General features: G+C 70.1%; 13 protein-coding genes. 2 read left to right on the top strand and 11 right to left on the bottom strand.

Annotation, left to right across the window (positions count from 1 at the left end):
- The coding region (gene mazG, locus AX721_RS07925) for a nucleoside triphosphate pyrophosphohydrolase (RefSeq protein ID WP_369807895.1) at nucleotides 1-812 on the top strand (812 nt) is incomplete at its 5' end.
- Here mazG and AX721_RS07920 read toward each other — a convergent pair.
- From AX721_RS07920 to dusB, 11 genes are all read right to left on the bottom strand, one after another.
- Complete coding sequence (locus tag AX721_RS07920; protein ID WP_068875471.1) at nucleotides 809-1,474, bottom strand: PEPxxWA-CTERM sorting domain-containing protein; 666 nt, start codon at nucleotides 1,472-1,474, stop codon at nucleotides 809-811. The two genes, mazG and AX721_RS07920, sit on opposite strands and share 4 nt — an antisense overlap.
- A 118-nt stretch (nucleotides 1,475-1,592) precedes the next feature.
- A complete protein-coding gene (locus AX721_RS07915; protein WP_068875470.1) occupies nucleotides 1,593-2,336 on the bottom strand; it encodes a LytTR family DNA-binding domain-containing protein in 744 nt (247 codons plus the stop codon).
- Nucleotides 2,336-3,421: a sensor histidine kinase gene (locus AX721_RS07910; RefSeq protein ID WP_068875469.1), complete on the bottom strand. Its 1,086-nt coding sequence runs from the start codon at nucleotides 3,419-3,421 to the stop codon at nucleotides 2,336-2,338. Before AX721_RS07910 ends, AX721_RS07915 begins: the two co-directional genes overlap by 1 nt.
- A gap of 98 nt (nucleotides 3,422-3,519) precedes the next feature.
- The gene (gene hflX, locus AX721_RS07905) at nucleotides 3,520-4,839 is read right to left on the bottom strand and encodes a GTPase HflX (RefSeq protein ID WP_231733205.1); all 1,320 of its coding nucleotides are present in this window, start codon (nucleotides 4,837-4,839) and stop codon (nucleotides 3,520-3,522) included.
- Nucleotides 4,836-5,081, bottom strand: coding sequence for an RNA chaperone Hfq (gene hfq / locus AX721_RS07900; RefSeq protein ID WP_068875468.1), 246 nt, complete (start codon nucleotides 5,079-5,081; stop codon nucleotides 4,836-4,838). Before hfq ends, hflX begins: the two co-directional genes overlap by 4 nt.
- Nucleotides 5,082-5,178: 97 nt before the next feature.
- Nucleotides 5,179-6,042 carry a D-amino-acid transaminase gene (locus tag AX721_RS07895; RefSeq protein WP_068875467.1) on the bottom strand — a complete coding sequence of 288 codons (864 nt, stop codon included), beginning with the start codon at nucleotides 6,040-6,042 and terminating at the stop codon, nucleotides 5,179-5,181.
- A gap of 3 nt (nucleotides 6,043-6,045) precedes the next feature.
- Complete coding sequence (locus tag AX721_RS07890) at nucleotides 6,046-7,437, bottom strand: sigma-54 dependent transcriptional regulator (protein ID WP_068875466.1); 1,392 nt, start codon at nucleotides 7,435-7,437, stop codon at nucleotides 6,046-6,048.
- 10 nt (nucleotides 7,438-7,447) lie between these two features.
- The gene (locus AX721_RS07885) at nucleotides 7,448-9,661 is read right to left on the bottom strand and encodes a PAS domain-containing sensor histidine kinase (protein WP_082765369.1); all 2,214 of its coding nucleotides are present in this window, start codon (nucleotides 9,659-9,661) and stop codon (nucleotides 7,448-7,450) included.
- Nucleotides 9,662-9,788: 127 nt separating this feature from the next.
- Nucleotides 9,789-11,210 carry a nitrogen regulation protein NR(I) gene (gene ntrC / locus AX721_RS07880; protein WP_068875465.1) on the bottom strand — a complete coding sequence of 474 codons (1,422 nt, stop codon included), beginning with the start codon at nucleotides 11,208-11,210 and terminating at the stop codon, nucleotides 9,789-9,791.
- Nucleotides 11,211-12,326 (bottom strand): ATP-binding protein, encoded by a 1,116-nt coding sequence (locus AX721_RS07875; RefSeq protein ID WP_068875464.1) that lies wholly within the window; start codon nucleotides 12,324-12,326, stop codon nucleotides 11,211-11,213.
- Nucleotides 12,323-13,330 carry a tRNA dihydrouridine synthase DusB gene (dusB, locus tag AX721_RS07870; RefSeq protein ID WP_068875463.1) on the bottom strand — a complete coding sequence of 336 codons (1,008 nt, stop codon included), beginning with the start codon at nucleotides 13,328-13,330 and terminating at the stop codon, nucleotides 12,323-12,325. The genes AX721_RS07875 and dusB overlap by 4 nt, the downstream gene beginning before the upstream one ends.
- Before the next feature lie 99 nt (nucleotides 13,331-13,429).
- Between dusB and AX721_RS07865 the strand changes: the two genes are divergently transcribed.
- A complete protein-coding gene (locus tag AX721_RS07865; protein ID WP_068875462.1) occupies nucleotides 13,430-14,575 on the top strand; it encodes a bifunctional 2-C-methyl-D-erythritol 4-phosphate cytidylyltransferase/2-C-methyl-D-erythritol 2,4-cyclodiphosphate synthase in 1,146 nt (381 codons plus the stop codon).

Raw genomic sequence — 14,575 nt, 5'->3', positions numbered from 1 at the left:
GCCCTGCCCCGCCCGCCGACCTGGCGCCGATCGACCGGCTGCTGGCGATCATGGCCCGACTGCGAGATCCGAAGGACGGCTGCCCCTGGGACCTGGAGCAGACCTTCGCCACCATCGCGCCCTACACCGTGGAGGAGGCTTACGAGGTCGTCGACGCCATCGAGCGGAACGACCTCGGCGACCTGAAGGACGAACTGGGCGACCTCCTGCTGCAGGTCGTGTTCCATTCGCGCATGGCCGAGGAACAGGGGGCCTTCGCCTTCGACGATGTGGCCCGCGCGATCAACGACAAGATGATCCGTCGCCACCCACATGTGTTCGGGGACGAGACCTACGCCTCGCTCGCCCACCAGAAGCAGGGCTGGGAACAGCTCAAGGCCGCCGAGCGCGAGGGAAAAGCCGACGGACAGCCTGCCGGGCTGCTGGCCGACGTGCCCGTGGGCCTTCCGGGGCTCACCCGGGCCGTGAAGCTCTCAAAGCGCGCCGCCACGGTGGGCTTCGTCTGGCCGACGGTGCAGGACGTGGTCCGCAAGCTGCACGAGGAGGTGGGCGAGATGCTCGACGAGGTCGAGGCCGGCGATCTCGACAAGGTGCGCGAGGAGCTCGGCGACGTGCTGTTCGTCGTGGCCAATCTCGCCCGCACCCTCGACATCGATCCCGAAGACGCCATCCGCTACACCAACGCCAAGTTCGTGCGGCGCTTTCAGTACGTCGAGGCGCGACTGGCCGAGCGGGGCAAGACGCCCGACCAGTCCGACCTCGCCGAGATGGACGGCCTCTGGGACGAGGCCAAGGCCGCGGAGCGACGCTAGGCCGCCGCGCAGAGCTTCCGTCGGCGCAGAACGGTCCCCGCCGCGCCGAAGCCCAGGATCATCATCGCCCAGGTGGCAGGCTCCGGAACCCCGGCGGGGGCCTCGGCGAACGCGATCTCCTGCAGGCCGCAGCCGCCGCGAAGGGTGCCCGACGGCGTCGGGTTGCAACCCAGGATTTCGAGGGTGAGATATCGGGTCGTGATCGACGGCAGGCGGAACGCCTGGGCGCCGACTCCGCGCTGGTTCGGATCGGCCACGGCCACCTCCGCAAAGGTCGTCAGACCATCGAGCGAGGTGAAGCGAAAGGTCGAGTTGGACGTGCTGAAGTCATCCCAGAACGCGAAGGCGCTCAGGGTCACGTCGGCGCCGAAGTCGAAGACGAGCTTCGCGGACGTGATATTTTCATCGCTGAGCCATCGGGTGTTGATCGAGTCGTTGTGACGCGGGTCGCCAGCGACGTAGTCCTCGAAGTCCGTCACGCCCGGCTCGTAGTACTGCAGCAGTCCGGACTGATCGATGACGTTGTCGACGGTCCAGAAGCTGCCGGCCGTGCCGCCGCTTGCCACGCTGACGCTGACGGGAGCCACCATCCTTGCGGCGTCTGCGGCGCCGGCGGAAAGCGTTGCGGCGGCGAGCGTCACTGCACCGATGATCGTTTTCATTCATGCCTCCTTGGTCGAGGCCGTCCCCATCGCGGCTGCGCCATCGACGGGCAAAGCGATGGAGACGAGGGCCGACTGGCGCTGCGACGAAGCTGCACGGCTTCGCGTCAGAGGCGAGCTATTCGTCGTCCAGGTCCACGTGGGGCAGTCCGAGGGCCGCGGCCACCTTCCGCGTGTAGCTCGCTCCCACGTCGACAACTGCGCCATCCTCGGTGTGGAGCCGCATCATACTGCGCCGCCCCCGCTCGACACGGGCGACGGCCGACAGGCGCACGAAGGCGCTGCGATGGACGCGAACGATCTCCCGCGGATCCAGCTTGGCCTCGAGCTCGCGCATCGTCGTGCGCAGGATGTGCGTGCGCAGATGCGTGTGGATGAGGGCATAGTCCTTGTCCGCTTCGATCCGGCGTATGTCTGCCGTCTGCACGCGGACCAGCCCCTCGCGCTGCCGGATCCAGAACCCCGATTCGAAACTGGCGGCGGGTGTCGCGCACTTGGGCGGGCCGGAAAGGCGCCGCCGGGCCCGGCTGATGGCCTCCTCCAGCCGGTCGGGCCGGACCGGCTTCAGCAGGTAGTCCGCCGCGTCCAGTTCGAAGGCCTGGGCGGCCCAGTGCGAGAAGGCGGTGACGAACACCACCTCAGGCCGCGGGCTGCCGGCGAGCACGCGCGCCACCTCGACGCCGGAACGCCCCGGCATCTGGATATCCAGGAGCACGACGTCCGGCGTCGCCGCCTTGATGGCCGCCAGCGCCGCGTCGCCGTCGGCCGCCTCGCCGACGACCTCGACGCCCCCCAGCCGGCGCAGACAGGATCGCAGCCAGTCGAGAGCAAGCGGCTCGTCGTCGACGAGGAAGACCCGCATCAGCGCCGCTCCGAGACGAAGGCCAGCGGCAAGTCCAGCTCGACCCGGAAACCTCGCGTAAGCCGCTCCGAGCGGAGTGTCGCGCCGGCGCCGTAGTGCGCCCTCAGCCGCGCAGCGACGTTCCTCAGCCCGACGCCTTCCCCCGCGGCTCCAGGCGCGCCGCCGGCGCCGTCGTCCTCGACCATCAGCCTGAGGCGGCCGCCCGGCGCAGTGGCCGACACCGACAGCGTGACCGGCCGCTTGCTCGGCGCGACGCCATGCTTGATCGCGTTCTCGACGATGGGTTGGAGCAGGAAGTGCGGCACGCTCGCGTCGGCCAGGCTGTCGGGCAGATCGATGGCGACCCGCAAGCGGTCGCCGAAGCGCGCGGCCTCGATCTCCAGATAGGCCCCCAGGACGTCCAGTTCGTCCTCCAGGCTGGTCATGGCGTTCGGCTCGCTGGCCAGCGTCGCCCGGAAGAACTCGGCGAGCCGGGAGACCACGACCTCGGCGTCCCGGTTCCGGCCGGACCCGACCAGCGACATGACGGCATTCAGGCTGTTGAACAGAAAGTGCGGGTTGATCTGTAGCCGCAGCATCGCAAGCTGCGCCGTCTGGGCCTCGGCCAGGGCGGCGGCCAGGCGGCGCTCCCGCTCATGGATGGCCCGCATCGACAGTCCGAAGCCAAGCCCGACGGCGTACATCAGATACACCGGCGAGAGCATGAGCAGGTTGTTCAGGAACAACAGCCCCTGCCCGCTGACACGCGCCTCGTCAGGCAGCACCACCTTCGCCTTCAGGTAGTGTTCGATCATCATGAGGTCGATCATGGCATGCGCCAGGATGAGCGCCGCCAGCACCGCGGCCGCGACGCCCATGCGCGAACGGCCGGAGAAGGATCGAAGCGGCCCCGTCACCATCCGGCAGAAGCCGCAGGAGAACACGAACCCCAGGGCGACGGTGACAATCAGGTAGAGGGTGTCCTGGTCGCGCTGGCGCCCCGTCGCGATGCCGGGCGCGATGTAGCAGGCGAAGGCCAGCGACCACAGCAGGAGCGCGAAGACGACCGCCAGGGCGGTGAAGCTCCATCTGGAATTCGAAGTCACCACGCCTCCCCGGGGCCGGAGCCATCTCTGTTCGCGCCCCAGGCGAATGTGACCATGCGGATGCGACGAACGCGCGGGAAAGTGCGACGAGCCCGCCGTCAGCTTGCGCGGATCTCGGCCTGCGGGAACAGCTGCTCGAACTGACCCATGGCCTGCGGCGTCAGGCTTACGGAGAGGCGCACCGAGCCGTCCTTGTCCTCGTTCCGCTCGATGACCCGGCCATGGCGATAGAGCCAGGCGATGGCGGCGCCCTCCCCGGCCGGCATGTACACGTCCACGGGCGGCGCCTCGTCGACGAGGCCGGCGACGGCGGCCAGAAGGGCTTCGCAGCCTTCGCCGGTCACCGCGGACACCAGCACGGCGGGCGGGGTGGCGCGCCGGGCGTCGCTGATCGCCTCGTCCCGCGCCTCGGCCGGCAGCAGGTCGGCCTTGTTCCAGACCTCCAGGATCCGCCGCTCGTCCATGTCCACACCCAGGCGGCTCAGCACCGCGCGCACGTCGGCGGCCTGGGCCTTGGTCTCGTCGCTGGCGATGTCGCGGACATGCAGCACCACGTCGGCCTCGCGGACCTCCTCCAGCGTGGCGCGGAACGCCTCCACCAGCTCGTGCGGCAGGTCCGAGATGAAGCCGACGGTGTCGCTGAGGATCGCGGGGCGGCCGTCGGGCAGCTTCAGCGAACGCAGGGTCGGATCCAGGGTCGCGAACAGCATGTCCTGGGCCACCACCTCGGCGTTGGTGAGCCGGTTGAACAGCGTCGACTTGCCGGCGTTGGTGTAGCCCACCAGCGCCACGCTCGGGAACGGCACGCGCCGGCGCGCCGAACGCTGCAAGGTGCGGGTGCGCCGCACCTCCTCCAGTTCGCGCTTCAGCTTGCCGATCTTCTCGGCGATCAGCCGCCGGTCGGTCTCGATCTGGGTTTCGCCCGGGCCGCCCATCACGCCGAAGCCGCCGCGCTGGCGCTCCAGGTGCGTCCAGGTGCGGACGAGGCGCGACCGCTCGTAGGTCAGTCGCGCCAGCTCGACCTGCAGACGGCCTTCCCGCGTGCGGGCGCGGCGGGCGAAGATCTCCAGGATCAGTCCCGTGCGGTCGATGACCTTGGCGCCCCAGGCCTTCTCCAGGTTCCGCTGCTGGACGGGCGTCAGGGCGTCGTCGATGACGACGACGTCCAGCTCTTCGACCTCCACCAGAACCCGGATCTCCTCCACCTTGCCCTTGCCGAACAGGGTGGCGGGCGTGAGCTTGCGAAGGCCCACGATCATGGTCTCGCGCACCTCGAGGTCGAGGGCGAGCGCGAGGCCGGCGGCCTCCTCCAGCCGCGCCTGCGGGTGGCGCGCGCCATCGCGCCCCTCCCGGTCGGGATGGATCACCAACGCGCCCTGGACGGGCGCCTCACGGTCTACGGATTTGGTGGAGCTCAATCGCCCTCGTCGTCAGCCGGTTCGTAGAGCTGAACGGGCTGAGCCGGCATGATGGTGGAAATGGCGTGCTTGTAGACCAGCTGGGACTGGCCGTCCCGGCGCAGCAGGACGCAGAAATTGTCGAACCAGCTGACCACGCCCTGCAGTTTGACGCCGTTCACCAGGAAGATGGTGAGCGGGGTCTTGGACTTCCGCACGCTGTTGAGGAAGGTGTCCTGCAGGTTCTGTTTCTTGTCGCTCACGGCTTTCCGCCTTTTCGTTTTGATCGGGCGGAAGATCCGCCCACACACAAGGTCACGCTAAGCCGCAAACCGCGGCCGTTGCAATCGCAGGCTGACGTCAGATCGCCGAAGCCTTCGCGCGCTCGATATAGAGGCGTCGGAGCTTCAACGCCACAGGTCCTGGCGCGCCGTCGCCCACGGGCTTGCCGTCGACCGCCACCACGGGCAGCACCAGGCTGCCGGCGCCGGTGATGAACGCCTCCTTTGCGGCCCGCGCCTCGTCGGGCGTGAAGGGCCGCTCCTCGACCTTCAGCCCCGCCTCGCGCGCCACGTCCATGAGCGAGAGGCGGGTCACGCCGCGCAGGATGTTGGCGTTGGTGTCGCGGGTGCGCAGGATCCCGTCGCCGTCCACGATCCAGGCATTGGACGAGGCCCCTTCGGTCACCAGCCCCAGGTCGTCCACGAACCAGGCTTCGACGGCGCCGACCTCCCGGGCCTTCTGCTTGGCCAGGGCGTTCGGCAACAGGCCCACCGTCTTGATGTCGCACCGGCCCCAGCGGTTCTCGGGCGTGGTGACGACCGAAACGCCCTTCGCGGCGCGCGCCTCGGTGGCGTCCCGATCGACGCGGCTGACCGTCACCACGACGGCCGGCGTGACGCCACCCGCCGGAAAGGCGTGGTCGCGCGGCGCGACGCCCCGGCTGACCTGGAGATAGACCAGCCCTTCGCGGACCCGGTTTCGCCGCACGGTCTCGCGAAGCACCGTCGTCAGCGCCGCGCGGGTCATGGGCATGGGGATCCGCAGCTCCGACAGGCTGCGTTCCAGCCGGGCGAAGTGCCCCTCGGGGTCGGCCAGCTTGCCGCCGAACAGGGCCCAGACCTCATAGACCGCGTCGGCGAACTGATAACCGCGGTCCTCGATATGGACGACGGCCTCCGCCTGATGGACGTAGCGGCCGTTCACATAGGCGATGCGCCCCAACTCCTAGGCCTCCTCGGCTTCCAGCGACCGGGCGCCCGACAGGCCCAGGGACTTCAGCTTGCGGTGCAGCGCCGAACGCTCCATGCCGATGAAGGCCGCCGTGCGCGAGATATTGCCCGAGAAGCGCAGCATCTGGGCGTTCAGGTACTCGCGTTCGAACACCTCGCGCGCCTCGCGCAGCGGCAGGGCGATGATCCGCTCTGCGCCCAGCGAGGTGGTCTGGTCGTTCACCGAGGCCTCGGCCGGCAGCATGTCCGCGGTGATCGGGTCGGCGGGCGCACCCGAGGCCAGGATCAGCATCCGCTCCACGTTGTTCCGCAGCTGGCGCAGGTTGCCCGGCCAGGCGCGGACCTGGAGCATGGCCAGGGCGTCATCCGACAGCTTGCGGCGGGGCAGGCCGGAGGCCTCGCAGATCCGGTTGATGAAGTCCTCCACGAGCTCAGGGATGTCCTCGCGCCGCTCGCTGAGGCCTGGGACGTTCACCGGAACCACGTTGAGGCGGTGGAAGAGGTCCTCGCGGAAGCGCCCCGCCGCGATCTCCTCCCGAAGGTCCTTGGAGGTCGAAGAGATCACGCGCACGTCCACCTGCACGTCGGCGTCTCCGCCCACCCGCCGGAACCGCTGCTCGACCAGCACGCGCAGGATCCGCCCCTGGGTCTCCCGCGGCATGTCCGCCGCCTCGTCCAGATAGAGCGTGCCGCCGTGAGCCCGCTCGAAGACGCCGATCTTGGCGGTGCGCCCGTTGGCCCCCTCCTCGCCAAACAGCTCGACGTCCATGCGCTCCGGCGTCATGCCCGCGGCGCTGATCGGCACGAATTCGTTGCGCGAACGATGGCTGGCGTCGTGGATCAGCCGGGCCACGGTCTCCTTGCCGGAGCCGGGGGGGCCAGAGATCAGGACGCGGCTGTTGGCGCCGGCCAGCTTGGCGATCATCTGGCGCAGCTGCTGGGCGGCCATCGACTTGCCCAGAAGCCCCTCGGGCTGGATCGTCTGGGCCCGCAGCCGGCGGTTTTCCCGCCGCAGGTTAGTGGTCTCCAGAGCGCGTTCGACCACCAGGAGCAGACGGTCCGACTTGAACGGCTTTTCCAGGAACTCGTAGGCGCCGCGCTTGATCGAACTGACGGCGGTCTCGATGTTCCCGTGGCCCGAGATCATGATCACCGGGAGGTCCGGGTCCAGCGCCTTGACCATGTCCAGCAGCTCCAGGCCGTCCATGCCGCCGCCCTGCATCCAGATGTCCAGGATCAGCAGCGCCGGCTTGCGCGCCCGCACCTCGGCGAGCGCGCTCTCGGAGTCGGTCGCCGTGCGAACGTCATAGCCTTCGTCGGTCAGGATCCCCGCGACCAGCTCGCGGATGTCCGCCTCGTCGTCGACCACCAGAACGTCAGCCGCCATCAGTCCATCCTCATTTGGCCGCAACGGCCGCGGTGGGTTTCGCAGCGCGCGGGGCCGGGGCCGCCGGCAGGCGAAGAATCGCCAGGGCCCCCTGCCCGCTCCGCGCGTCGGCCAGCTCCAGCTCGCCGCCGTGGTCTTCCAGAATCCGCTTCACGATGGCGAGGCCGAGGCCCGTGCCCTTCTCGCGGGTGGTCACATAGGGTTCGGTCAGCCTGTCGCGATCCTTGGCGGGCAGCCCCACGCCGTTATCCTCGACCTCGATGGCAACCGAGGCGTCCTCGACGACCAGCCGGGCGGTGATCCGGCCCTTCAGGCGCGGCGACTTGGCCCGGCGGGCCTCGACGGCCTCGGCCGCGTTCTTGAGGACGTTGGTGAGCGCCTGGCCGATCATCCGACCATCCGCATAGAGCATGGCGTCGGCCTTCGGCTCTTCGAGCTCGACCGCGAAGTCCGGGCTGGCCACGCGCTGGGCGAAGACGGCGGCGCGCAGCAACTCGCCGGCCTCCAGCTTGGCGAACTTCGGCGCCGGCATCCGGGCGAAGGCCGAGAACTCGTCCACCATGCGGCCGATGTCGCCCACCTGGCGCACGATGGTGTCGGTGCAGCGGTCGAAGATCTCCAGCTCGGACGGGGCGATGTCCTTGCGGTACTTGCGGCGCAGGCGCTCCGCCGAAAGCTGGATCGGGGTGAGCGGGTTCTTGATCTCGTGGGCGATGCGCCGCGCGACATCGCGCCAGGCCGCGTTCCGCTGCGCCGCCACCAGCCGGGTGACGTCGTCGAAGGTCAGGACCAGGCCGCCTTCGCTCTGGCTGGCGCGGACCCTCAGGCGGCGATTGTCGCGCCCGCGGGCCACATCGATCTCCTCCTCGGCCTCGCCGCTCCGTCCGGCGGCCGCCAGCTCGGCGAACTCCGGAACGACGTCGGACAGCTTGCCGCCGCGCCCCTGGCCGCGCGGGAGGGCCAGCAGGACCTCGGCCTGCCGGTTGGCCACGGAGATGCGGCCATCGGCGTCCAGGCCGATCACGCCCGCGCTCACTTCGGCCAGCACCGTTTCGATGAACTGCCGACGCTCCTCGGCCTCCTCGCCGGCCCGACGCAGGGCTTCCTGCTGCGCCTGAAGATCGTGCGTCATGCTATTGAATGCACGAGACAATACTGCGATCTCGTCAGGATCTCCATCGGCGTCGACGCGCGCGCTGAGGTCGCCGCCCGCCACGCGCCCCGCCGCCTGGACCAGGCGCGCGACCGGCGCCGAGATGGCGTTGGCCGCCGTCAGCCCCAGCCAGACCGCGCCCACCAGGACCAGAAGGGCTGTTTCGGCGTAGCTGAGCGCGAAGATGGTCTGCACCCGGGCCCGGCTCTCCCCGATCTCGCGGTAAGACACCAGCGCGCTCTCGGCGTCACGCAGGTTGGCCACCACGCCCTGTTCGAGCGGACGGACGGCGTAGAGATAGACCTCTTCGTAGTCCGGAAGGCGATAGAGCGCCCGGATCACGTTGTCGGCGCGGACGAAGATCTCGCCCCGGTCCGCCGCGGCGAACGAGGTGCCGGGCAGGCTCTCGAACGCCGGCGCATCCGCCGCCTCGGCGCGGGCGATCACCTTGCCGTCGCGCGACACCAGATAGAGCGCCGGAAACCCGTGGTAGGACGCCAGCGCCGACAGCGCCCGGTCGAAGGCGCCCGGCTGGCCCTGCAGCCCCGCGGCCTCGCGATTGAGGTCCTGGGCCATGGAGGTGACGCGGTCGGCCGTGTCGCGGGTCTGCTCCTCGATATACGACCGGAACACCGTCGCGGAATTCTCCACGACGGTCTGGACCCGCTCGCTGAACCACTTGTCGACGCCCTGGCTGACCAGGACGCCGGAGAAGATGAAGACCACCAGCGCCGGCACCAGGGCCGCCAGCGCGAAGAGGCGCACAAAGCGCACGTGGAGGCGCGCGCCCGCGTCATGCGACCGCGCCCTTAGGAGTTCCAGGATCCGCAGCGAAACGGCCGCGATCAGGCCCAGGATCAGGACCAGGTTGAAGCCGAGGACCGTCAGGATGAGTTGGCTGGCCGGCCCGAGCGGCCCCTTGGCGGGCGGCGACGCGGCGAGCAGGATCGCCAGGCCCGTCAGGCCCGCGGCGACGCTGTAGCCGACACCGAGCACGACGCGGGACTGAAGGGCGGCCCGAATCCGGCCCAGAGCCGGATGCCGGAACGCTGGATGCGCAAGCAACGCCATTGCGTCGGGAGCCTAGGCAGCTGTGCTCCAAAATCAACAGCTATGTTGCCGCGTTGCACGGTAGCGGCTGCGCGCGAGGACCGGCCGTCACGCGTTAAGTGTCTTGGACGCCGGTCGCGCCTGCGGCCTACCGCCGCCCGCGGGCCATTTCCACGCCCAGATCGTGGATCTTCTTGCGCAGGGTATTGCGGTTGAGGCCCAGGATCTCGGCGGCCCGCACCTGATTCCCGCGGGTCGCGGCGAGCGTCAGCTGGATCAGCGGGCGCTCCACCTCCTCCAGGACCCGGTCGTAGAGCCCTGCGGGCGGGATGCCGTCTGGCTGGTCGGCGAAGTAGCCCGCCAGCTTCTGCTCCACGAGCTGGGACAGGGTCGCCGGCCCCTCCTGTCCCTGCACCGTCGGCTGCTGGTCGGCCAGCTCCTTCTCGATGATCCGCGCGGTGATCAGGTCTTCGCCGTAGAGGGCGCAGACCCGGCGGACGAGGTTCTCGAGTTCGCGCACGTTGCCGGGCCAGGCGTGCCGCTTCAGCCGCTCCAGGGCGTTGGCGTCGATGGTCTTGGCGGGCAGGCCCTCGCGATTGGCCCGCAGCAGGAACGCCCGCGCCAGGTCCGGGATGTCCTCGGCGCGGTCGCGCAGCGGCGGGATGCGCAGCGGGGCGACGTTGAGGCGGAAGAACAGGTCCTCGCGGAACAGCCCCTGCTGGATGAGCGCGCGCAGGTCGCGGTTGGTGGCGGCGATGATCCGCACGTTCGGGCGCCGGCCGGTCTTCGGATTCAGCGCCGGCTCGGAGCCGTCGATCACCCGCAGCAGGCGGGTCTGGGCGTCCAGCGGCATGTCGCCGATCTCATCCAGGAACAGCGTGCCGCCGTCGGCGTCGATCAGCTTGCCGGCGTCGCCCTCCTCCTTGCCGAAGAGCTCGCTTTCGACCCGCTCGCGCGGCGTGGCGGCCAGGTTGATGACTACGAATTTGCCGTCGCGGCGGCGGCCCATGTCGTGCAGCGCCCGGGCGACCAGCTCCTTGCCGGTGCCGCTCTCGCCGGTGATCAGCACCGTCAGGTCCGCGCCCACCAGTCGGGCGATGGTGCGGTAGACTTCCTGCATCGGCGCGGAGCGGCCGATCAGTGGCAGGCGGTCGTCGCGCACCGCCCGCGCCTGGGCCTTGGAAGCCTCGGCGTCGGCCGGCCGCGACAGGGCCCGGCGCGCGGCCGAGGTCATGTCGTCCAGGTCGAACGGCTTGGGCACATATTCGAACGCCCCGACCTCGGCGGCGTTGACCGCCGTGATCAGGTTGTTCTGGGCGCTCATCACGATGACGGGCAGCTTCGGCCGCTGCTTCTTGATCCGGGGCAGGACGTCGAAGACGTTCTCGTCGGGCATGACGACGTCGGTGACCACCAGGTCGCCTTCGCCGTCGGTGACCCATTTCAGCAGGGTCGTGGCGTTGCCGGTGGCCCGGACCTGGTAGCCCAGCCGGGTGAAGGCCTGGGAAAGCACCAGCCGGATCGAGCTGTCGTCGTCGGCGATCAGGATCTTCTTGGAGGCGGCGTTCATCTAGATGGCGTCCTCATGCGCCGCGATCGGCAGCAGCACGCGGAATACGGTGCGGCCGGGCTCGGACTCGAAATCGATCAGGCCGCCGTGGCCGGCGACCAGTTTGGCGACCAGCGCCAGGCCCAGGCCCGCGCCGTTGTTCTTGGACGTGACGAAGGGCTGGAACAGGCTCTCGCGGATGTGCTCGGGCACGCCAGGGCCGTTGTCGACGACGCGGACCTCAAGCGGCGCGCCGCGCAGCGCCTGCCCCTTGGCCGACCGCACCCGCACGCCGTGGCGATAGGCGGTGTGGATCGAAACCTCGCCACGGCCGTCGCCGCGTGCATGGGCCGCTTCGGCGGCGTTCTTCACCAGGTTCAGGAAGATCTGGATCAGCTGGTCCTCGTCGCCCGGCACCGGCGGCAGCGAGGGGTCGTAGCTCTCCTTCAGGCCCAGGCCCTCGGCGAAACCGTTCGTGGCCAGCGCCCGCACGCGGTCGAGGATCTGGTGGATGTTGATCGGCGTCAGGCTGGGCAGGGCGTCGTCGGAGAAGGCCTCCATCCGATCCACCAGTCGCCGCACCCGGTCGGTCTCGTCGACGATGAGCTGCGCCAGCGGCGCATCCTCGGCCTTGGCGCCGGACTTCAGCAGCTGGGCGGCGCCCCGGATGCCGGCCAGCGGGTTCTTGATCTCGTGCGCCAGCATTCGGCCCAGGCCCACCAGCGAACGGAGCCCGGCAGCCTCGTGGGCGCTGCGTTCGTTGCCCAGCCCATTTTTCACGGTGAGGGTCAGCAGGACCGAACCGTCGCCCAGCGGCGCCGCCGCCCCGTCGGCCTCGAACGGCGGCAGGCCGAACAGGCTGATGTGCACGCCCCGCTCGCGGACGCGGGCGTCCTCCTCGATGGCCCGGTTCAGCAGCGAGACCAGCGCCGAGCCTGGCGGCAGCGCGGCCCGGAACCGTCCTCGGGCCAGCAGCCCCAGTCCCTGGCCGAACAGCGACTCCGCGGCCTCGTTCACGGCCACCAGGGCGCCCTCGGCGTCCACCACCAGGGACGGGTCCGGACTGAGCTCGAAGGCCGCGGCCTTCAAGGCGTCCATGTCCACGCCCTTGTCCTGAAACTTGGTCTTCCCACTCATGCAGCGAGCCTGTGGTCTGGAGGTCCCCAGAGGGCTTGCAGCCCCCTCTCGACCGATCGGGCGTCCTCCAGGCGGCACAGGGCCGCGCGCGCTTCTCTCCGGGCCTGCGCGTCGGCGGGCCAGGGGGCGTTTTCGATGTAGGCGGCCAGGTGCTTGCGGAAGATCCGCAGGCCCAGGCGTTCGCCGTAGAACTCGAGGCTCTCGCGCAGGTGCGAGATCGCGATGGCGAGGCGCTCTTCGGCCGGAGGCTCCTCGAAGGGCCGGCCGTCCAGCTCCGCTTGCAGTTGGGCGGCGATCCATGGCTTGCCGTAGACGCCCCGGCCGACCATCACTGCGTCCGCGCCGCTGGCGTCCAGGGCGGCCCGGGCGCTGCGTCCGTCGACGATGTCCCCGTTGGCGATGACCGGGATCGACACCGCGTCCTTCACCGGCCGGATGGCGGCCCAGTCGGCGGCGCCCTTGTAGAACTGGCAGCGGGTGCGGCCGTGGACCGTCACGGCCTTGACCCCGATCGCCTCGGCCCGCGCGGCCAGGTCCGGCGCATTGCGGCAGTCGTTGTCCCAGCCCAGCCGCATCTTGACGGTCACCGGGACGTCCACGGCCTCCACCGCGGCGGCCATGAGCTCGGCGGCCAGGTCGGGCTCGCGCATCAGGGCCGAGCCGCCGTGCCCGCCTGTCACCTCGCGCGCCGGGCAACCGAAGTTGAGGTCGATGATCTCGGCGCCCGCCGCGGCCGCCAGGCGCGCGCCCTCGGCCATGTCGACCGGGTCGCGGCCGACCAACTGCACCACCATCAGAGGCAGCCCCTCGCCCACCGCGGCGCGGCGCACGACGTCGGAGCGTCCCCTGGAGAATTCGGCGCAGGCGACCATCTCGGTGGCGACGTACGCCGCGCCCAGCCGACTGGCGGCGCGGCGGAACGGCAGGTCCGACACGCCGGTCATCGGCGCGATCCAGACGCGGCCGCCGACCTTCACCCCGCCGATGTCGAGCACGCTGCTCATTTTATAGACACGCCCATCGCTACCTTTTTAGGCAGATGTCACCGCTAACGTAAAGCCGGAAAGCTGGACACGCCCCGCCAGTTTCGTATGAGCGCCTGTATGAGTTTCTCCGCGGTGATCGTGGCGGCCGGCGAAGGGCTGCGGGCTGGGCCGGGCGAGCCGAAGGCGTGGCGCGCGCTGGGCGGCCGGCCGATCCTGCGCTGGTCGGTCGAAGGCCTGCTGGCCGCCGGCGCCTCGGAGGTCGTCGTGGTGGTGGCGCGCGACCGGTTGTCGCAGGCCGACGAGGCCCTCGTTGGTCTCCAAGGCTGGAAGGCGGTCACCGGAGGCAAGACCCGCGCCGAATCCGTCCAGGCCGGCCTTGCGGCCCTCACGGCGAAAGCCGCTCAACCCGTATTGATACACGACGCCGCCCGACCGTTTGTCGGCCGCAGCCATGTGGACCGTCTGCTGGCGGCGCTGGACCTGGCCGACGGGGCCATCCCCACCCTGCCCGTCCCCGACACCTTGAAGCGCGGCGACGGCCTGGTGGACGAGACCGTCTCTCGCGACGGCCTGTGGCGGGCCCAGACCCCCCAGGCCTTCCGGCTCGGAAAGCTGAAGGCCGCCTACCGCCGCTGGCCGGCCGGGGAGGAGCCGACCGACGACGCCTCGGTGATGGAGCGGGCCGGCGGCCATGTGGCCATGGTCCCAGGCGATCCGATGCTGATGAAGCTGACCTACCCGGAAGACTTCATGCTGGCCGAACAACTCTGCGGCGGGCGGCGGATCGTGCGCATGGGCCAGGGCATCGACGCGCACCGGTTCGGGCCGGGCGACGTGGTCTGGCTCGGCGGCATCCGCATCCAGCACGACCTGGGCCTCGTGGGCCATTCCGACGCCGACTGCGCCCTGCACGCCCTGACCGACGCGGTGCTGGGCGCCATCGCGGACGGTGACATCGGCGAGCACTTCCCGCCATCGGATCCCCAGTGGAAAGGCGCCTCGTCCAACCGCTTTCTCCTGCACGCGGTGAGCCGGGTCGCGGCGCGCGGCGGCCGGATCCTGAATGCGGACCTGACCCTCATCTGCGAGCGGCCCAAGATCCGGCCGCACCGGGACGCGATGCGGGCGCGCATCGCCGAACTGCTGGGCCTTCCCATCGACCGCGTCAGCGTCAAGGCGACGACGACCGAGGGGATGGGCTTCACCGGTCGCGAGGAAGGCCTGATGGCCCAGGCCGTCGTGGCGGTCGAAACCCCGATCTAG

Origin of the sequence: Phenylobacterium sp. CCH9-H3, assembly GCF_001557235.1 — a bacterium.
In the GTDB taxonomy this organism is placed as follows: domain Bacteria; phylum Pseudomonadota; class Alphaproteobacteria; order Caulobacterales; family Caulobacteraceae; genus Phenylobacterium.
Note: the sequence above shows the minus strand (reverse complement) of the source record. Positions and strands in the feature narration are given on the sequence as shown.